The 19813-nt window shown below is 59.8% G+C and carries 16 protein-coding genes and 1 pseudogene; 10 read left to right on the top strand and 7 right to left on the bottom strand.

The window, feature by feature from the left end:
* Window positions 1-8: 8 nt before the first annotated feature.
* From D3871_RS06585 to D3871_RS06575, 3 genes are all read right to left on the bottom strand, one after another.
* Window positions 9-1364, bottom strand: coding sequence for a DUF1329 domain-containing protein (locus D3871_RS06585; protein ID WP_119768164.1), 1356 nt, complete (start codon window positions 1362-1364; stop codon window positions 9-11).
* Window positions 1365-1373: 9 nt separating this feature from the next.
* The gene (locus tag D3871_RS06580; RefSeq protein WP_119768163.1) at window positions 1374-3080 is read right to left on the bottom strand and encodes a DUF1302 domain-containing protein; all 1707 of its coding nucleotides are present in this window, start codon (window positions 3078-3080) and stop codon (window positions 1374-1376) included.
* A 307-nt stretch (window positions 3081-3387) separates the two neighbouring features.
* Window positions 3388-4413 carry an AraC family transcriptional regulator gene (locus tag D3871_RS06575; RefSeq protein ID WP_119768162.1) on the bottom strand — a complete coding sequence of 342 codons (1026 nt, stop codon included), beginning with the start codon at window positions 4411-4413 and terminating at the stop codon, window positions 3388-3390.
* A gap of 126 nt (window positions 4414-4539) precedes the next feature.
* On the opposite strand from D3871_RS06575, the gene D3871_RS06570 reads away from it, so the two are divergent.
* The 4 genes from D3871_RS06570 to D3871_RS06555 all read left to right on the top strand — a co-directional run bounded on the left by D3871_RS06570 (window position 4540) and on the right by D3871_RS06555 (window position 8266).
* A complete protein-coding gene (locus tag D3871_RS06570; RefSeq protein WP_233575534.1) occupies window positions 4540-4938 on the top strand; it encodes a carboxymuconolactone decarboxylase family protein in 399 nt (132 codons plus the stop codon).
* Between the two features lie 115 nt (window positions 4939-5053).
* The gene (locus D3871_RS06565) at window positions 5054-6370 is read left to right on the top strand and encodes an MFS transporter (protein WP_233575533.1); all 1317 of its coding nucleotides are present in this window, start codon (window positions 5054-5056) and stop codon (window positions 6368-6370) included.
* 55 nt (window positions 6371-6425) lie between these two features.
* Window positions 6426-7265, top strand: a complete 840-nt coding sequence (locus D3871_RS06560; protein ID WP_119768161.1) for an SDR family NAD(P)-dependent oxidoreductase — start codon at window positions 6426-6428, stop codon at window positions 7263-7265.
* 104 nt (window positions 7266-7369) lie between these two features.
* The gene (locus tag D3871_RS06555) at window positions 7370-8266 is read left to right on the top strand and encodes a DMT family transporter (protein ID WP_119768160.1); all 897 of its coding nucleotides are present in this window, start codon (window positions 7370-7372) and stop codon (window positions 8264-8266) included.
* 78 nt (window positions 8267-8344) lie between these two features.
* Here D3871_RS06555 and D3871_RS06550 read toward each other — a convergent pair whose 3' ends face one another.
* Window positions 8345-11032 (bottom strand): winged helix-turn-helix domain-containing protein, encoded by a 2688-nt coding sequence (locus tag D3871_RS06550; protein ID WP_119768159.1) that lies wholly within the window; start codon window positions 11030-11032, stop codon window positions 8345-8347.
* Window positions 11033-11549: 517 nt separating this feature from the next.
* Window positions 11550-11705, bottom strand: a pseudogene (locus tag D3871_RS31615) (phage integrase N-terminal SAM-like domain-containing protein); the annotation flags it as partial.
* 234 nt (window positions 11706-11939) lie between these two features.
* Here D3871_RS31615 and D3871_RS06535 point away from each other — a divergent pair.
* Entirely contained in the window at window positions 11940-12506 is a 567-nt protein-coding gene (locus D3871_RS06535; protein WP_119768158.1) for a hypothetical protein, read from the top strand.
* 151 nt (window positions 12507-12657) lie between these two features.
* Here D3871_RS06535 and D3871_RS06530 read toward each other — a convergent pair whose 3' ends face one another.
* Window positions 12658-12987, bottom strand: a complete 330-nt coding sequence (locus tag D3871_RS06530; protein WP_119768157.1) for a Rieske (2Fe-2S) protein — start codon at window positions 12985-12987, stop codon at window positions 12658-12660.
* A 2-nt stretch (window positions 12988-12989) separates the two neighbouring features.
* Window positions 12990-13676 (bottom strand): DsbA family oxidoreductase, encoded by a 687-nt coding sequence (locus tag D3871_RS06525; RefSeq protein WP_158597877.1) that lies wholly within the window; start codon window positions 13674-13676, stop codon window positions 12990-12992.
* 338 nt (window positions 13677-14014) lie between these two features.
* Here D3871_RS06525 and D3871_RS06520 point away from each other — a divergent pair, with 338 nt between their 5' ends.
* From D3871_RS06520 to D3871_RS06500, 5 genes are all read left to right on the top strand, one after another.
* Window positions 14015-14992 (top strand): universal stress protein, encoded by a 978-nt coding sequence (locus tag D3871_RS06520; RefSeq protein ID WP_119768155.1) that lies wholly within the window; start codon window positions 14015-14017, stop codon window positions 14990-14992.
* 70 nt (window positions 14993-15062) lie between these two features.
* On the top strand, window positions 15063-16043 hold the full coding sequence (locus D3871_RS06515; RefSeq protein ID WP_119768154.1) for a quinone oxidoreductase family protein: 981 nt from the start codon (window positions 15063-15065) through the stop codon (window positions 16041-16043).
* An 11-nt stretch (window positions 16044-16054) separates the two neighbouring features.
* Window positions 16055-16903, top strand: a complete 849-nt coding sequence (locus D3871_RS06510) for a TauD/TfdA dioxygenase family protein (protein ID WP_119768153.1) — start codon at window positions 16055-16057, stop codon at window positions 16901-16903.
* Between the two features lie 318 nt (window positions 16904-17221).
* Window positions 17222-18274 carry a beta-keto acid cleavage family enzyme gene (locus D3871_RS06505; RefSeq protein ID WP_119768152.1) on the top strand — a complete coding sequence of 351 codons (1053 nt, stop codon included), beginning with the start codon at window positions 17222-17224 and terminating at the stop codon, window positions 18272-18274.
* A gap of 219 nt (window positions 18275-18493) precedes the next feature.
* Window positions 18494-19795, top strand: coding sequence for an MFS transporter (locus tag D3871_RS06500; protein ID WP_233575644.1), 1302 nt, complete (start codon window positions 18494-18496; stop codon window positions 19793-19795).
* Window positions 19796-19813 lie beyond the last annotated feature (18 nt).

Raw genomic sequence — 19813 nt, 5'->3', positions numbered from 1 at the left:
ACTCGCAATTAGCGGATGCCGCTGCCAGCCAGGGAGTCGGGTGACCACTCGCGATCGGCCAATGCCTTGCCCGGGCGAATGCCACCGGTTTCCGCGGTATAACCGATCAGCGAATAGACGCCTGCGACCAGGTCGTAGATGCCATGCAGATCGGGGCTCGGAGCCGGTACCTCATAGGACGGCGTGATATACGCAAAGCCGGCGCGATAAAGCTGGCCACGTGCGTCATACTCGTCCGACGCAACGACTGCCCAGGAGTCTTCATCCAGGTAGAACGTGCGCTTGTTGTAGATGTGGCGCTTGCCTTCGCGCAGGGTCGCCTCGACGACCCAGACGCGATGCTGTTCCCAGCGAACGATATCCGGGTTCAGGAACTTCGCCTTGAACAGGTCTTCCGCCTTGGAGGCATAAGCCATTTTGTAGGTGTTGTACGGAACGATCATGTCCTTCTTGCCGACCAGCTTGAACTCGAAACGATCCATCGAGCCATTGAACAGGAAGGTGTTGTCGAACGTGCTCGCGCCGGCGGTACCGGGATTCGGCGTGTCATGACCGAGGTCCGGCGCCACCTTCACGCGGCGCTGACCCGGCAGGTACAGCCATGCGCGACGATCCTTTTGCGCATAGTCGAGCGGATCGACGATCATCATCGCCTCGCCGGCACGGCGTGCAGGTCCAGAGTAGTTGATGCGCTGGCGATAGTAGATGCCCGATTCCGCCTTGTCCTTATCCCAGTATGGGAATTCCTGGACAATGGTGCCTTCGGTGGAGATGATCGGCCGGCCCGAAGAATCCACGTTCCAGTTGCGGTACTTGATGGTCGACGGGAAGTTGAAGCGCAACAGGTGATTCCACATTGCCTCGAATCCGCTCTTCGGAATCGGGAACGGGAAGCCTGCGTGGCAGCCTTCCATGGAGCGGCCGTCGTTGGTCGCCTTGGCGCTTACTGCGCACTTGGCCGTATTTTCCTCAACGAACTTGGGGAAAGCAACGGTGCGATGCGTGGGGTACACGTCGATGCGGTAGTCCCCATTCTTCTTCAACAGGGCCTTCGCGCCTTCGGTGAGTTTGCCCGCGTACTTGTCCGCATTCTTCGCGTCGATGGAGAACACGGGTTTTTCGCTGGCAAACGGGTCAGGACGGATGGCGTCGCCGTTCTTGAACCCTGCCGGCGGCGTGGTCATGCCGCCTGTGTAAGCCGGGATCGCGCCGTCCGCACTAGCCGCCTTGTCGGCGCCAACGGCCGTCAGGCTTGTACCCAGCTTCTTCGCTTCGTCGGCCGAAACGCCGGCAAACGCGATGCTGGTGGCGCCTGAGCCAAGCGCAGCGAGCGCGGCAAGCAGTATTGTCTTCTTGAATTGCATCTATGTCTCCTAGAAGGTAGTTTTAAATGTCAGGCTGACGAAGTCGCGATCCTGCAGCACGCTCGAAAAGCCGTTTTGGCTGACCACCGTGGGGGTGCCGTAGGTGTTGAGGCGACCGTAATAGCCGATGTATTTCAGGTCAACGCGATACTTCGCAAAGATATCGGCGCCAAGGCCGACGCTGTAGTTGCCGTTGCCTTCGTTACCGCCGAAGATGGTTGGCGCGTTGCCCTTCAAGCCGCGCGAATAAGTGATCGGCATCGACAGGTCTACGCCAGGCATGACCTGGTACCAGGTCGGCGTAAAGGCCAGGGCCATACCGAAGAAGTTCTTCGTCGCGCAACCGTCGTCCTTGTTGCCTGCCCTTGCACCAACGCCCGGAATGTTGACGGTGCAGAAAAAGCCTTGTCCTTCTGCGTTGAACAGTGACGCACCGCTACGCACCTTGTCCCAATGGGCCCAGGTCAACTCGCCTGACCAGCTGGCGGAGTCGAACAGCGGTGTCTTGGCAACTGTTCCCAGGACATTGATAAGGCCGTGAAAGGTATCGCCACGCGGACCATTGGTTTCGCCCTGCGCTGGAATACCGGGCGCCGGACCCAGAAGACGTGCGCTCAGCGGTGTATTGCGGCGATAGGAAAGCTCGGAACCAACGCTTACACCACCGATGTTCTTGGCCAGGCTAACGCCGAACAGATCGACATCGTCGGCATAGACGAGCCTGTATTGCGGCGTGGGGGCAAGCTGGGTGATGAGCGGCTGCGGGAGCTTGTCGGCAAACTTGCGATAATAAAAACCAACCGTGCCGTCGAGCGCCTCAGGCGACCAGCGGGCGGCGAGGCCGAATTCGCCTCTATTCTTCGGCTCGAGCGGATTGGCGCGGGTGACGACGTTCAGTGGCGGTCCGGCAAAGACGCGGTCCGGGCCATTGAATCCGAAGTCGGCCGGGCCGAGGTAGGTGCCACCCTCAGGGTAGCGGTAAGAATCCCATTCCAGGAAGTACTGGGCGGACACTGACAAGTCATCGGTCACTTGTGCCTGACCGGAGATCTGATTGAGGGGACGGAACAGCTCTTTTGCTTCCACGCCTGGTGTCGCGAAACCCTTTTGCAGATCCAGCGGGTTCTGTGCATAGGAGACACTGTGCAACGCACCGCCCAGGAATAGCGACTCACCCCAGAACACCGTGTGGCTACCCAATTTCAGTTTCACAGGGACGTCGCCAGCATCGAAACCGGCAAATACGAAGGCGTCAAGGATCTCGCCGGACGGGCCTTTGTAAAAGCGCTTGGTGTAGTTGCTGAATTGCTGATTGATGTAGCTGTTTGTGATAGCAGGCAGCGCGGGATTGGCCTTGCTGGCAGAGCCATAGGCGCCGTCGGCCCAGCCTGCAGCGCTGACGCGGAAACCAAAATTCTTTTTGTAGACAACGTCGAGTTCCGTCAGCAGATCGAAGCGGTTGGCCACCAGATCGCCCTTGTCAAAAATGAAGTCGCCCTCATCGAACAGTTGGTTATTGGCGATTCTGCTGTCTCTTTCTCCAACGCGCGTAGCGGCGTTGTAGCGAACCGTGTTGTCCCAACGAACGGAAACGTCCGGATTGCCTGTATCAATCTCGAAGGCAGCGGCATTGCCGGCCGCAACGAATGCCATGCTGACCGCCATGGTAATCGGATGCAAGCGCATCCCGCCAATCGAGTGTCTCCTTTTATTCATTTTGTCCCGCCCTTTCCTCTTGTAATTAAGTTGGTCCGCAAAGTGGCTTTTCCGCGTACGCCCAACCCCACCCGGAATGCACTCAGGCCGATTATCAAGACAGGAATCGCACGCATACCCCCCAGCGACGGGGGGGCGGAGGAAAGAGAGGGGGAATGCGGCGGAAAGCGTAGGAAGAGCGTTCCAATTTGACAGCTTGCTCGCCCACCTGCATAGCTTGGGCGATCTCAATGTTGGAAAACTTGCGTATCAGAAATTTAAGAACGTGTTCGGTATTCGTTGTATGAACGTCGGGTGTAGCGACGTTTTATGTCTGCAAGCCATCCTGCGAAATGGTATGCCGACTCGTACGCCAAGCTGTTGCGCTGCACCCGAATTGCTGGACAAACCAGCGCGAGAACACCGAGGGCGCAGAAAACCCAAGCAGCCCTGCGACTTCGTTCAACGGCCTGTTGCGATCGGCAATATAGCGAGCGACGAGTTCGCGGCGCACCTGTTCCAATAGTGCCGAGAATGTTTCGCCTTGCTGGGTCAGCTGCCGGTGGATGGTGCGCCTATCGACGTCGAGATGTCTAGCCACCTGTTCGGCCGAACAGCGTCCGCTGGGCAGCAGCACCCAGATAAGCTGCCGCACCTTGTCCTGCATCGTCGCGCTCTGCTGCGCATTGAGTGTTTGCAGATACTGGTGAACGTAGCGCGCCGTGACCGGGTCTGAATTCGGCATCGGTGCCTCAAGGTCGGCAGCCTCGCACACGATCCCGTCGAACTCGCGGGAAAATGCCAGGCGTCTGCCGAACAGCCGCCGATGCGTCGTCATGTCTTTGGGCGCGGCGTGACGGAAGCACACCATGCGGGGCGTCCAGGCATTTCCTAGAAAGCCGCGCAGGTAGCGAAACAGCACTCCTGTTGTCAATTCGATTGACTGCCGCATCGGCGCCCAGCCCGCGGCCATATACTCCGCGCGCAGTACAATCACGCCGTCCATTTCTTCAATCAGCATGCTCATGCCATCGTTATGCAAGGGTAGATAACGTTGCATGGCTTCCAGTGCCTTGCGGATCGTCGGTTCCTCGCGCGCCGCCAGAGCGATCGGCCCAAGATTCGACAAATAGCGGTTTTCCGCCATCCGCAATCCGAAATCCTCAACACCTGCGGCATACGCGGAGTTCTCCAGCAGCCGTCCAACCGCAGCAAGGGAAATCTTGATATCGGGATTGTTCAGGCAGGTCGCCGCAATTCGCGCCGCTTTCAATTGCGCGAAGGGATCGATGCCAAGCGCGCGACCCACATCGACATAATTGTTCAAGGAGGCGCTACGAATCAGCATCTGCATCACTGTCCCAATTGGTAAATTTAGTGTCCCAAATTGTAAATCAGAGAAGCAGGGAAATCTTCGATACTTTTATTGCGCGGCTGATGCCGTTTGAATAAATAACCAGTCCCGATACTGGAGGAGATTATGGACAGTACTAAAGATACTTCCACCCCGATCTGCGACCACATGCGCAGCGCGGGCAACTGGAACCCCGTGTGGAACACGGTCGCGGAACTCGACGAGGCCTGGCTTGAAAAATTCATGCAGATGAATGCGCATGCGGTGCGCAAGGGGCTGTTCGATCCCCTCACTCTGGAATTCATTGCCATCGCGGTCGACGCGTCATGCACCCATATGTATGCGCCAGGCGTGCGCCGCCATATCCGCAAGGCGCTGGAGCTGGGTGCCAGCAAGGAGCAGATCCTGGCCTTGTTGCAAATGGTCTCGGTAGTCGGCATTCACTCGGTCGCAATGGGCGTGCCACTTCTGGTCGAAGAAGCTGAAAAGCTGGCCGAGCATGGCCCGATGCAGGAACCATTCTGACGATCCCCCACGATTCGTGCCTTGCTCCCTTCTCCCGCCTGCGGGAGAGGGGAGTCGCACTCGAAGCGTGTCAAAGAACATCTGTCAGCCTACTTAGAGCGAAAGGACATAAACCATGGGCATGCATTCTAGAGGCGACGCGGCCGTCGGCCATCATCCGCAAGTATCGCGAACCTACGCCTGGATGGTATTCGCGCTGGTCTTTGGCTTGATGCTTTCAGACTACCTGTCGCGGCAGGTGATCAACGCACTGTTTCCCTTCCTTAAGGCCGAGTGGGCACTGTCGGACACGCAGCTCGGCTCGCTGGTCAGCGTCGTGGCGCTGACTGTCGGCGTACTGACCTTTCCCATTTCGCTGCTGGCTGACCGTTGGGGTCGCGTGCTCAGCGTGACCGCCATGGCGCTTCTCTGGGGGCTTGCGACTATTGCCTGCGGCTTGGCGGGAAGCTTCATGCCGCTCTTCCTCGCGCGGGCGCTGGTCGGCTTGGGAGAAGCAGGATATAGCAGCGCCGGAGGCGCCATCCTTCTGAGCGTCTTCCCGAAGCGACTGCATGCGAGCGTGATGGGCGCGTTTCTCGCAGCCGCGCTGTTCGGCTCGGTGTTGGGCGTTATCCTGGGAGGCGCCATCGCCGCACAGCTCGGATGGCGCATGGCATTCATCATCATCGGCGCGGGCGGCCTGGCGCTTGCCATCGTCTTCCCGATGTTCGTGCGGGAACCTGCCAAGGTGGCAGCGTCTTCGAACATCAGCGATTCACGAATGCCCTTGAAAACGGTATTCAAGGAATTGTTCGCTGCGCGCACCGCACTCTTCACCTACCTCGGCTCGGGCTTCCAGATGTTTACGATCGGCTCGGTCATGGCATGGATGCCCAGCTATCTGAATCGCTACTACGACATGACGCCGAAAGAAGCCGGCATCAAGGCTGGCGTACTGGTCTTGCTGGCGGGTGTGGGCATGACGCTTGGCGGCGTCATCGTTGATCGTCTGGTAAGGCGAGAACGAAAGAATACCCTGCTGGTCATGGCCTCGTATTCCTTCGGTGGCTGCGCGTTGCTGGTTCTGGCCTTTGTCCTGCCGCCGGGAACGGCGCAATTTACTCTACTCGCCATTGCGATGATATTGGCGGGCAGCCCCATCGGACCGGCTGGCGCCGTTGTTACCGGTGTCAGCGACCCGCGCATCCATGCAACCGTCCTGGCCACGGGCACGCTTGCCAACAATATCCTTGGCCTTGCGCCCGGACCATTCGTCACCGGTCTCATCGCCGACCGTATGAACCTGCAGGTGGCGCTGGAAATTATTCCTTTTGCCAGCCTGATCGCCGCACTGTGCTTTGTGCAAGCGCGTCGCTATTACGATCTCGACGTGCGCCGCATTGCCGCGCCGCTCCAGTCCAACGAGATCGACAACTCGGTAAAAGCCGCGTGATCCCACGCGCCCTTATCCAATATTCCCTTCCATATCGATTACCCAAGGAGACATCATGAAACTGAAAGACAAAGTCGCCGTAGTGACAGGCGCAGCCGGTGGCCTCGGTCGCGGCATCGCGCTGAGCTTTGCGCGCGAAGGCGCGCGCGTCGTGGTGTGCGACATCAACGAGGCGGCGCTGGCGCCAGTCAAAGCCGAGATCCAGGAACTCGGCGCCGAATGCCTGGCGTTGCATTGCGACGTGAGCGATAGCGAAAGCGTCAATGCGATGTTCGCGCGCATCGATACGCATCTCGGTACGACGCACATCCTCGTCAACAATGCCGGTCTGGTCCCGGAGAAACCGCATGACGAGGAGCGCCGCAAGCGCCATTACGGCCTGGCGACGCGGCCGGTACCGCGGCAGTCACTGGGCATCACCAAGGAAATGAGCGATGCGGAGTGGCGCCGGTTCTGGAGTGTCAATGTCGACGGCGTTTTCTATTGCACGCGTGCGGCGCTGGTACGCATGGAAGCGCAGAGCTATGGACGGATCATCAACATCAGCAGCGTCGCCGGCATTTCTGCCGCCAGCGCGCACAGCCCGCACTACTCGGCGTCCAAGGGCGCGGTCATTGCCTTCACCCGTGCCGTCGGCTACGAGGTCTGCGGCGCCAATGTGCTGGTCAATTGCATCTGCCCGGGTGGGGTGCAGACGCCGGCGTTTGAACGTTACATCGACCAATTGACACCGGAGGAACAAAATACCTTATGGCAGCTCGTCCCGCTCGGACGCCTCGGCAAACCGGGAGAATATGGAGCGCTAGCCGTCTATCTTGCCTCGGAAGAGTGCTACCTGGTCGGATCGATCGTCAATGCTTCGGGAGGCGCGGTCGTACAGTCCTCCTACGTCTGAAACGTCCCTTCACCGTCCCCTCCCCCTCGCAGGGGGGAGGGGACGGATGCTGACACAGTAGCATCAGCCTTCATCCTATTTCCGTCACTCTCCCCTCCATATTCATGTCCTCAGCCGATCTTGCCAAGCTTGTCTTTGTTTCCGCGATCTGGGGTAGTGCATTTGTTTTCTTGCGCGTTGCGGTTCCTGAGATGGGACTGTGGTTGACCTCTATCCTGCGCGCTTCGCTTGCCAGCGTCGCGCTTGTCGCGTTCACCATCCTCACTGGCCTGCCCATGCAATGGCGGCGCAATTTCAAGTATTTCGCGATAGTCGGATTTTTCGCGAACGTGGTCCCGTTCGTTGCCTTCTCCTTTGCCGCGCTGCACATCCCCGCGGCGCATTCAGCGGTGCTCAATTCCACAGTGCCGCTGTTCGGCGCCCTGCTTTCCGTGGTCGTCCTGTCGGAACGGCTCACCATGCGCTTGCTGATCGGCTTGTTGCTCGGCATCGTCGGCGTCGCAATCCTGGTCGGCGCAGGCGGCCTGCCGCTGAACGCCTCGATACTGATGGCGGTCGCGGCCTGCCTGCTTGGCGCCATTGCAGTTGCGTTGGCCAGCATCATCGTGAAGAAAACCGGTAATGGCGGCGGCATTCATCCGATCGTGATGGCTGCGGGTTCGTTGACATTGGGTAGCGCGGCCATGCTGCCGGCGCTGCCGTTCTCGCTGCCTGCGGCAATGCCCTCGGCTCCTGCATGGGCTTGCACGGTTGCAGTGGCGCTGGGGTCTACCGGCCTGGCGCAAGCGATGTTCATCTCGCTGATATTGAAAATCGGAGCGACACGCGCGATGTCGGCAACCTTCCTGCTCCCTCTTTTCAGCATGCTGTGGGGCGTCCTCTTCCTGCATGAAGGGGTAGGTGCTTCGACGTTGGTCGGGGGTATGGTGGTGCTGGCGGCAATGGGATTGGTACTGGCGGGGCCGCGTCCTAGACCGGTCGTTTCTGAAGCGAAAACCTAGTACTACTGCGTCAGAAAGAAAATCCTGTCTTTCTTCGATGCTACAACGCTTTAGGGGCGGGGACGATAACTTACAGCGCTACTCCAGCCCCTCCAGCAATCCGAGAAGCTGTGCACGCCGCACCGCATGCTTGCGGGTGCCGGCATCGAGTTTGTGGAACAGGTTTTTCAGATGCCATTTGACGGTTTCCTCGCCCACCTGCATGGCTTGAGCGATTTCCTTATTCGAGAGGTTGCGTGCCAGATACTCAAGAACCTCGCGCTCCTTCGGCGTCAGCACCATGCTTGGCACTGCACGCGGTGTCGACAGTGGGCGTTCCAGCGGTGGGCGGACGATGCGCGGCATCCTGGTTCCCGCCCCTTCGTCTTCGGCAACACGCTGCACCAAGTCGCCGAGCGCAGGGTGGGCATCGAAAAATACCCTCGACAAGCCGAAGGTCTGCGCGAGGTTCATCGCCTCCAAGAGCAGCGGACGCGCTTTCTCGCCTTTGCGATCCATGACGAATGCCCGCAACGCCATGATTTCAATGCGCCAGCGGCCCAGTTTCAGCGTTTCAGCAAGCTGACCGGTTTGCGTTAGAGCATCAAATGCGCGTTGCCAGTCCTGCGCCGCGATGGCAGTGTTGGCGTGAGCCAACCATTGCAAGCACTGCGTCCCGCGCTGCCACAAAGGGCCATGCGACGCCAGATTGTCGGCGACGATTTCGTCGACACGCTGGACCAGTGCCCGGCATGTTTCGGAACGAAAGCGCCCGGCATGCAGCCTGATCTGTTCTGCAAGGCTGGTCACGCACAGCCGCGGTAAACCGCGGGCGACGCCGACGGCATTCAACACTTCGAGCAGGTCAAGGGCACGATTCTCGATACCCTTGGCTGAGGCGATACGCGACGCCGTCCGGTAACCCAGCATGATGGTCTCCGGTGTGCCCGCACGTTCCAGGACGTCGAGACGGTTGGCCAGCAGTCCGGACGCTTCGTCCAGGCGGTCCCTCTCGTACAGGGCAGCGGCCAGCAGGGAGGCGATCATGCAGGACAGAGGGTGGCGGCGACCGAGGGTGGCATCGGCACTCTCCAGTGCCGGCCGCAGAACCTCTTCGGCCAGCAGGACCTGCCCTTCCCACAGATAGCTGAAGCCGGTAATGAAGGAGCTCCAGCGCGCGCCGTAGCGATAGGTTTCCCCACTCTTCGCGCTCGCCGCCATTTGGATATGCCGGCGCGCTTTCGTGGGATCGCCAGTCAGGACCGCCAAGATACCCAGGCGATTGGCATGCATCTGAAGCAGGCGCGAGTCACGCAGCGGCGGCGATGCCATCCAGGGCTCGAACAGCGCCAGGCATCGGTCCGGGTCATCCGCGTAGTAAGCCGCACCGCTGACGATCAGTGCGCATTCATAGCGCAAGGCGGCATCAGCGTCGGGGTTCGCCAGCAAGCCCTGCACGAGGTTTTCCGCTTCCGCGGGACGTTCGCTCAGGGCAAGCGCCCACGCTGCCGCCAGGCGCAAACGGGGGCGCTTGTTCAGCTCGGTCTCCGGCAACAGTTCAAGCCAGCCAAGTACCGTGTCCTGGTGTCCCTGGGTGGTCATGGCTTCGAACAGGCATTGCTCGGCCAGATCGTATGCAATCTCGCGTTGTCCTGCGGAATGTGCGTGACGAGCGGCTTCCTGGGTCATGCCATGATCGGCCAGCCAGCGGAAGGCGCGCACATGGAGTTCGATCCGCTGTGCTTCCGGCAATGTCGCAAGACGCGAGCGCAGCGCGTCACGGGCCAGATTGTGCAGGCGCACCCACTCGCTATCATCGCCGGCAACGAATACCGGCGTATCGCGAACCAGGCGCGCCAGCATTTGCGGCGCGCCCTCAAGCCCCGTCAGCGCCCGGCACAAATCCGGGTGAATGACATCGACCACGGAAATCCGCACAAGAAAATCCGCATCCTCACTCGCCAGGTTCGAAAGTAATCCTCCGACGAAGTTGTCGCCCTTCCCTCCGATACCCGATGTCACCGATGCAATGGCCAAACGTGCGTCGTTAGTGCGTTCCATTGCCGCCAGCACGATCTGCAGTCCGAGAGGCCAGCCATCCGCGACTTCATGCAAGCGCGCAGCCGTGTCGGCATCGATCCTGGAGCCGAAACGATTGCGCACGAGGGCAATGGTCTCATCGATATGGAAACGCAGATCTTCGGGCCCGAGCAACAGGCACTGCCCATAGTTCAGAAGATCCACGACGGTCGTGTCGATTCCGCTGCGGGCACCGACAATAATGCGCAGGTTGGGTGGGGCGTTATGCAGGAGATAGGTTAATGTGGAAAGATTGGCAGGCGACAAGCGCTCGGCCTCGTCTACGACCAGGACCAGGTTGAGCGAACTTTGGCTCACCTCGATCAGCCATGCCGTCATCCCTTCCAGCTCACCGAGCTTGGTACCTGAGCCTTCCAGCAGATGCCGGCCAAACGCCGGCCGGCCGCAACCGGCTCGAACGGCAAGCACGAGGCAATGCAAGAATCGTTGCGGATCATCGCTGCCGTCGGCGATTACCCACGCCACCGCAGCGCCGTGCTCCAGATATTCGCGCCGCCACTGGCCGAGCAGCGAGGTCTTGCCAAAACCCGGCGGGGCTTGCACGACGATAATCGAGTGCTCGCGAAACCTGTTGTCCTCCAGGCTCAGCCGCGGTCGGGCGAGCTGATGCCGCGACGCGCGCGGAGGCGTCGTGCTGAGAACAAGCTCGGCGTATTGGAATGCGTTGTTGCTTGCTGTGGAAGTCATCAGGTTGATCCCCCGAGAGGAACGTTCTACCGAATATCGCCGAAAAGGGGCAGGCTCGCTGCCTTCGGCCGTTCCTTGCCCCGGTGTCACACCTGTTCCTCGTGTCCCATTTTCGGACGGTAAGAGCATAAATGCAATCTGGTGTCTTTCCCCCCCTATCTCGGGGGGCATCCGGCCTCCTTCCCTGTGAGCAGCAGTGCGCCCCCGCGACGCCGCGATCTTGAATCCCCGCTGTCCAGGCTTGCGGTTCGGTTAATAACCAAGCGCACTCAAGGTTTCATCAACGCTGTTGTAATACTCACCGATCTTGTAGATCCGGCGCACCTCTTCGCTGTTCGCCACACGCAGATACAACTTACGGTCGATACGAACCACCTGCCCACCTGTTGAACGGAAGTCATGCGTTCGCCCTTCTTGCCCCATAGCACCAGAGGCTTGGCGAGCATCGGCAACGCCGCATTCGCCGCCGAGCAGCGCGGCAGAATCCTTGCACTGAGCCTCAAACTGCGATCTGGCGCTAGTTGTTCAGGTAGGCCAAAAAGGTGCGAATCTCATCCGCTGCCATACCGGTGGGATGGCGCAGGCCATGAAAGCGGATGTACCATCTTGCCCCATAGACATAGGTTCGCTCGGTACTGACGCTGTAGTGCTTGTCCCGGACACATCGGCGTAGCTGTTCGAGGAGCTTCGGTGGGCGGTTTGATAGCGTGTCGGACGAGCCTTAACTGGCGCGGAGTATTCAGCTGAAGAATTCTGCGAACTTTCCAAACCGAAATCGCTAATGATAAATCGAGGCAAAGATGATGTTTGAAAATTCACACCATTGCGGCGAATTTCTAACTAGCGGTTCAATGCGGGCACCAACGCTTCGCGTCGTCGCCGGTTAATCTATTCGCTAGTCGTCGAAATGGCTCCAAGCGAAAAAGATGTAATTCTGATTCTTGGGTACGCGGTGTATGAAGCCCAAGAAACGGAGGCGACATTGCACTTGGCAATGTCTGTCATTTGCGGACTGTCAATCGCGGAATCCCTTGAGCACCTTCAGAAAATTTACGCCAAAAAGATGCTTGGTCAGTTTCTCACCTTAATTAGGGAAAAGATTGGTCTCGCCGCATCGTTTGACGACTTCATGAAGGATTACATCGAACGGCGAAACTTTATCGTTCATAACCTTTCGCGTAGCTCGGTCTTTTCGCTAGACAGCGAAGAGGGACGATTGAGGCTTCAGAATTTTTTGACGAACTTTTGCTATATCAACCGCAAGGCGAAGCTCACCTTCGCTGCGCTTACGGAAGCTTGGATGCGTATCATTTGCCCTGAATACAGATCGGATGAGAAACTCGCGGAATTTAGAAAATTGGATTTATACCGCGAAATAGTAGAAGACTTCGTTCCACAGCTTTCGTTGATATTCGGCGCAAAGCGTGTGGATGCTAGTTCCGAAGGAGACGTTTACTCAGACGTCGCCAACTAAGGCGACAAAGTTAGTCCAGCTCCTGGGAGAAAGACTGGTGTATGTCGTCTTATTTACCGACTACTGAGTGCCGTGCAAACGGATTTTTCCTAACTATTTGTTGCACACTGACCCGCACGCGGGCCGGTGAACGCGGCGTTCGCTCTTTTCCTCACCGGGGATTCGCTGACGCATCCTCAAGTTCCACAAGCAGCCTGCCCTCCACTTCCCGGACCGGGAAGCTGGTGAGGCACAGCGGATGTGCCCCCGGCGTGCAGCCGCTCGTCAGGTCGAAGCGCAACCCATGGGCCGGGCAACTCAGCATGTTGCCGTCGAGCTTGCCGCTCGCAAGCGAAGCACCGTTATGCGGGCAGGAGTTGTCTATGGCGCGGATCGTGCCGCCGATGTTGAACAGGACGATGCTGCGGCCATCGACGAAGGCCAGCTTGCGCTGACCTGGTGCGAGTTCATCAACAGCTCCGACTGGTATCTGACGTGACATTCTCAGCCCTGGATTGATTGCAGCATGACTTGCACGAGCGTCTCGGGCGGATATGCGCCGGAGATCGCATGTTTTCCGTTAAATACAAAGAACGGCACGCCGCTGACGTAATCGGCCTGCGGCGAGCGCATGATTCCATTTTGTTCGTCTGAATCCGCCAGGTGCTTCTGCAAGCCCTCGGCCTCCAGCCCGCATGCCAGGGCACGCCGTTGCAGTACGGAGGGATCGCCGATGTCCTCGCCAATCATGAAATACGCGGCAAACAAGCTTTCGATCAGCGCCGACTGCTGCGCTTCGGTGCCATTCTCGGCCGCCCAGGTGCTCAGATTGTGTGCTGCCACCGTGTTCGGCATCACCTCGATGCGCTCGAAGGCGAACTGGATGCCGGCGGGATTGCCAGCCTGCTGGACCTCTGCGCGCCGCCGCACCACCGCTTCGGCACTGCCAAGGCGCGCAATATAAAAGGGTTGATAGGACACTCCTCCCGGCGGTATGTCGGGCAGCAATTGATGTGAGCGCCACAACACGCGCACCTGCACATCCGGCCGCAGATCCGCCAGCAGGATCATGGCGATGCGCAAGTGGCGTTTGCCGATAAGGCACCAGGGGCAGACGAAATCGAAGAAATATTCGATCACCAGCGAAGGCGCGGCGCCTTCGGATGTCGGGCTGTGATTGGAAGTGTTCACGGAATCTACTCTCGTTTGCGGGCTGTTATGGTAGTTGACGCAGCAGGGCCGCCTCCCACCCGTCAAGAGGGGGCGGGCCGACGCGAAATCCCGCAAAACTTGTCCAAACGTAACCCCCCAAGGCAGCCAGCCCCCCCTGTCTAGAGGGGGGGGTTACCCAGTGCCATGCACTAGCATCCCCTCAACACCAATTTCAACACCAAGAGAGCCGGATGACGCACTGCCTGCAATCGAATACGCCCGCTTGCAGGCTGCCACCGCCCTGCCCGATTGGCGAGATTATGGTGGAAGTAGAGAGATGACAACAGTCGCTCGCAATCGTCATTGTAGGAGTCTGCGTGTATCGTCACTTGCTCGTTCCCATTGACAATACTGACCTGTCGACGGTCACCACAGGCCAGGCGGTCGAGTTCGCTCGATCACTCGGTGCGCGCATTACGTTTTTTCATGCGCAAGCCGGTGATGCGTCATCGCTGCAAGGCAAGGCCGAGAGCCGCGCAAGGGAACTGCTGACCAAGGCCGAATCCGCGGCGCGTGCTCAAGGGATACCTTGCTCCGCCGTAACCGCTGTCAGCGATGCGCCCTATAGCGCCATTGTCTCGACTGCCCGGGACAAAGCGTGCGACCTGATCTTCATGGCGTCCCACGGACGCCGTAGCGCCATCGACGTGATGCCAGGGGCGCAAACCTTGCAAGTCCTGGCCGGAACGGAAATCCCGGTTCTGGTGACAACCTCGGCCGGTTCGCCTGCGGCAGCGCAGGCGATTGGCATCTTGCAGGATGAGCATCGCTCGCTGGCCGCCGTCCTGCACGCCTGGCTCTTCATGCTGGCATCCGCGCAGACGCAAGGGTCGGCTGCGGACGCGGCATGGATGAAAGCCATGCTGCACTACATCAAGGCCTTTCCGTTGACGCTGCACCATCCGAAGGAACAGAAATATCTGTTCGACAAACTGCGTGAGCGCACGTCCGCCCTGAATGCCGAACTGGACGAGCTCGAACGCCAGCATGAGCGGGACGAACGGCTGATTGCCGATCTGGCAAGCCTGGTTGACCAGTATGCCGCCGGTAGCGCCGCCGTCGGTGACGTGGAAGCGGCGGTATCGGCTTACGCGAAATTCACCTGGGAACACATGGGGCGCGAGGAAGGCGTCATCCTCCCGGCGGCGCAGCGCTATCTGACGGAGGAGGATTGGCGCGAGATCGACAGCGCGTTTGCGGAGAACAAAGACCCGCACTTCGACGCCGATACGGATGTCGAATTCCTACGGCTATATGCGCGAATCGTGGATCTTGCTGCGTCATCAAAGCAATGAGCAAAGCACTGAGCAAAGCACTGACGCGCTTGACCCTATAAACACATTATCGAAATTCAAGGAGAGTATTTTGGAAAAAGCAGTTCGCTTCTATGAAGCCGGCGCCCCCGAGGTTCTGCGTGTCGAGGACGTCAATGTCGGCGAACCCGGTGAAGGCCAGGTCCGCCTGCGTCACGCGGCTGTCGGCCTTAACTTCGCCGACACCTATTTCCGCAACGGCACCTATCCGATTCCGCTGCCCAACGGTATGGGCGTCGAAGCATCGGGCGTCGTCGAAGCCATCTGCCCGGGCGTGACCAATGTCGCCGTCGGCGATCGCGTGACCTACACCGGCTTCCTGAACACCTTGGGCGCCTACAGCACCGTGCGCCTGATTCCGGCAGCGCCGCTGATCAAACTGTCCGCCGAGATTAGCTGCGAAACCGCCGCCGCCATGACCATGCGCGGCCTGACGTCGGCCTACCTGATGCGCCGTATTGTCAATTTCAAGGCTGGCGACACCATCCTGCTGCATGCTGCCGCCGGCGGCGTCGGCCTGATTGTTTCGCAATGGGCCAAGATTCTCGGCCTGCGCGTGATCGGCACCGTCTCTACCGAGGAAAAGGCAGCCGTCGCGCGCGCCCACGGTTGCGACGAAATCATCAACTACAGCCATGAAGACGTCGCCAAGCGCGCCCGTGAGCTGACCAACGGCGTCGGCGTCAATGTCGTGTTCGACAGCGTCGGCAAGAACACCTTCATGGCGTCGCTGGACTCGCTCAAGCGACGCGGCACAATGGTCTGCGTCGGCACCGCTTCCGGCACCATCCCTCCGTTCGATCCGCAACTGCTGGCGATGAAGGGTTCGCTTTACCTGACCCGTCCCGCGCTGGCGGACTACATTGCCGACCCGGCAGAGAAGGCCGATCTCGCCGGCGAAATCTTCGGCCACGTCGCAGCAGGTCGCATCAAGATCGAGATCAACCAGCGCTACGCACTGGAAGATGCCGTGCAGGCGCACCGCGACCTGGAAGCCCGCAAGACGACCGGCTCGTCCATCTTCGTAATTTGAGGAGCATTCAAATGCGAGTAGAACAACTTACCTGCAGCATCGGCGCCGAACTGGTCGGCGTCAACCTGGCCGACGCCGTTCATGACGACGGTCTGTTCAACGAAATCAAGGCTGCGCTGCTCAAGCACCGCGTGCTGTTCCTGCGCGACCAGGACATCACCAAGGCGCAGCACGTCGCTTTCGCGAAACGATTCGGCGATCTGGAAGATCATCCGGTGGCCGGCAGCGATCCCGAGAATCCGGGCCTGGTGCAGATTTACAAGCGCCCCGACTCGCCGATCGACCGCTATGAGAATGCTTGGCACACCGATGCCACCTGGCGCGAAGCCCCGCCGATGGGTTGCGTGCTGCGTTGCGTGGAATGCCCGGACGTCGGCGGCGACACCATGTGGGCGAACATGGTCATGGCCTATGAAAATCTGCCAGAGGACATCAAAGCCAAGATCGCTGGACTGCGCGCACGTCACAGCATCGAAGCCAGCTTCGGTGCCGCCATGCCGATCGAAAAGCGCCTGGCGCTCAAGGCCCAGTATCCGGACGCCGAGCACCCGGTGGTGCGCATCCATCCGGAAACCGGCGAAAAGGTCTTGTTCGTGAACGCCTTCGCCACCCACTTCACCAACTTCCACACCAAGGAAAACGTGCGCTTCGGCCAGGATGCGGTTCCCGGCGCATCGCAGCTGTTGAACTACCTGATCAGCCAGGTCTACATCCCCGAGTACCAGGTGCGCTGGCGCTGGAAGAAAAACAGCATGGCAATCTGGGACAACCGATCCACGCAGCACTACGCCGTCATGGACTATCCACCCTGCCATCGCAAGATGGACCGTGCAGGAATCATTGGCGACAAGACCTTTTAATCAGAAGTCGGAAATCACGACGACGTGACATAGGCCACGCTCCTTCCCCTTCAAGGGGATGAGGCATGGGTTTCGCAAAGCATGCTTTGCGCCTGCCGAATCGCATTGCCTTGCAAGGCAATGCGTGGGACGGTTGGGATGGGGATGGGTTTCTTGTGTCGGTTTCAACCCATCCCCACCCTAACCCACCCCTTGAAAGGGAGGGAACCTGACGGCTCTTCGTCGCCGAAGTAAACGATTTCTGCGTAACAAACTGGTTTCCCGGCCTGCGTCTGCATGGCAAGCCGATTTCAACAACAACCTTTAGAGGAGAACACAATGCAATTTCTAGACGATTCCCTGCACCCGGAAAACATGGAGAAGGTGGTCATCACCGTAGCCCCGTACGGCCCCGAGTGGATGCCCGCAGACTTCCCGGAAGACATCCCGGTGACCATGCAAGAACAGATCGACAAGGCCGCGGAATGCTACGAAGCCGGCGCCACCGTGCTGCACCTGCACGTGCGCGAACTCGACGGCAAGGGCTCCAAGCGCCTGTCCAAGTTCAATGAACTGATCGCCGGCGTGCGCAAGGTCGTGCCGGACATGATCATCCAGGTCGGCGGTTCGATTTCCTTCGCCCCGGAAGACGATGGCCAGGCGGCCAAGTGGCTGTCCGACGACACCCGTCACATGCTGGCCGAGCTCGAGCCGAAGCCGGACCAGGTCACCGTGGCGATCAACACCACCCAGATGAACATCATGGAGCTGCTCTACCCGGAATACCTGGAAGGTACTTCGCTGGGCAATCCGGCCACCGGCGCCGCCTACCGCGAGATGACCGTGCCGGCCGGCCCGGCATGGGTGGAAGAGCACCTGCGCCGTCTGCAAGCAGCCGGTGTCCAGCCGCACTTCCAGCTGACCGGTATCCACGCCCTCGAAACCCTGGAGCGCCTGGTACGCAAGGGCGTCTACACCGGCCCGCTGAACCTGACCTGGATCGGCATCGGCGGCGGCTTTGATGGCCCCAATCCGTTCAACTTCTTCAACTTCATCCACCGCGCGCCGAACGGCGGCACCCTGACCGCCGAGTCGCTGTTGAAGAACGTGCTGCCGTTCAACACCATGGCCTTGGCGATGGGTCTGCATCCGCGCTGCGGCAACGAAGACACCATCATCGACCAGCACGGCAAGCGCTTCGGCTCCGTGGCGCAGGTCAAGCAAACCGTGCGTGTGGCCAAGGAACTGGGGCGCGAGATCGCCAACGGCAAGGAAGCGCGCGAGATCTACAAGATCGGCACCTGGTACAAGAATGCCGACGACACGCTGACTGCCAACGGCATGGCGCCAAACCGCAAGCCGGGCCAGAAGCACGTTCCGCTGCGCGGATGATGAAGTGCAGGTACCCGGCGTAGGGGCGCCCGACGTAGGGTGCGTACTGCTGCGCACCGATAAGGTAATCGGTGGCGCGGCGTATCCTAGTCGCACGCAGTTTCATCTTCCCGCCCGGGATGAGCGCATGGATGCGCTCATCCCGGGCGGCGATTTCTTTGCAGCGGCACATTCGCCAGTGACGCTGCGGCAACCTCTCAGGAGGAGACAAATTTGGCAATCTATATCGCAAGCGAAGGACAAGAAGTCGCGGCCTCCGCCCATTCAGTACCGCGCACCTATGCCTGGATCGTCTTCGCCCTGACTTTCGGCTTGCTGCTGTCGGACTATATGTCGCGGCAGGTTCTGAATGCAGTTTTCCCGATACTGAAGGCAGAGTGGCAGCTTTCGGACACGCAACTCGGATCGCTCAGCGGCATCGTCGCGCTGCTGGTCGGCCTGCTGACCTTCCCTCTTTCCGTCCTCGCGGATCGCTGGGGACGCGTCAAGAGCATCGTGTTGATGGCGGCACTCTGGAGCCTCGCGACGCTCGCATGCGCGATCGCGGAAAATTACAACCAGATGTTCGCGGCGCGCTTTTTCGTCGGCGTTGGCGAGGCGGCCTATGGCAGCGTCGGCATTGCGCTGATCATAAGCATTTTCCCGGCACATCTGCGCTCGACCCTGAGTGCGGCCTTCATGGCGGGCGGCGCCGTCGGCGCAGTTCTCGGCATGGCACTGGGCGGTGTCGTCGCCACGCATTTCGGCTGGCGCTGGTCGTTCGGCACGATGGCGCTCTTTGGCTTCGTGCTGGTGGTGCTGTATCGACTGATTGTCGCCGAGCACAAGCTGCGGCCTTACGGTAGCGATGAGCAAACGCAAAATGGCGATGCGGCCTCGCCGCTCAAGCTGCGCGCGCTCGCCGCCGAGCTGTTCTCGTCGACATCGGTGATCATGGCCTACGTCGGCAGCGGTCTGCAGCTGTTCATCATGGCAGCGATGATTGCCTGGATGCCCAGCTTCCTGAACCGCTACTACGGTATGCCCACCGACAAGGCCGGCGTCGGCGCTGCCGCTTTCATTCTGATCGGCGCGCTCGGCATGGTGCTCTGCGGCATGCTCACCGATCGCCTCAGCCGCACCGCCGCGATCCGAAAATGGACGATCGCAATTACCTACTGTTGCATTTCATCTCTGTGTCTGCTGATCGCGTTTCAGTTGCCTGCGGGCACGGCACAGCTGGTCATGATCGGCGCCGGCATGCTGCTGGTCGCCGGAACGACCGGTCCGGCAGGCGCAATGGTCGCAAACCTGATTCACCCGTCGGTGCATGCATCCGCGTTTGCCACGCTGACCCTGGCCAACAACATGCTGGGACTTGCGCCCGGCCCCTTCGTGACCGGCGTGATTGCCGACCGCGTCGGCCTGCTGGGCGCATTGGAAATCGTTCCTCTGTTTGCTCTCGGCGCCGCGGTCGCTTTCGGAATCGGCCGGCGTCATTACGCGAAAGACCTGCAGCGCATTCAAGCGCAAAAGGCCTGATTGAACCATTTTTGATAA

The sequence above is a fragment of the Noviherbaspirillum saxi genome, assembly GCF_003591035.1.
Taxonomy (GTDB): Bacteria; Pseudomonadota; Gammaproteobacteria; order Burkholderiales; family Burkholderiaceae_D; genus Noviherbaspirillum; species Noviherbaspirillum saxi.
The sequence above is the reverse complement of the archived record's forward strand: the minus strand, read 5'-3'. Positions and strand labels throughout refer to the sequence as shown.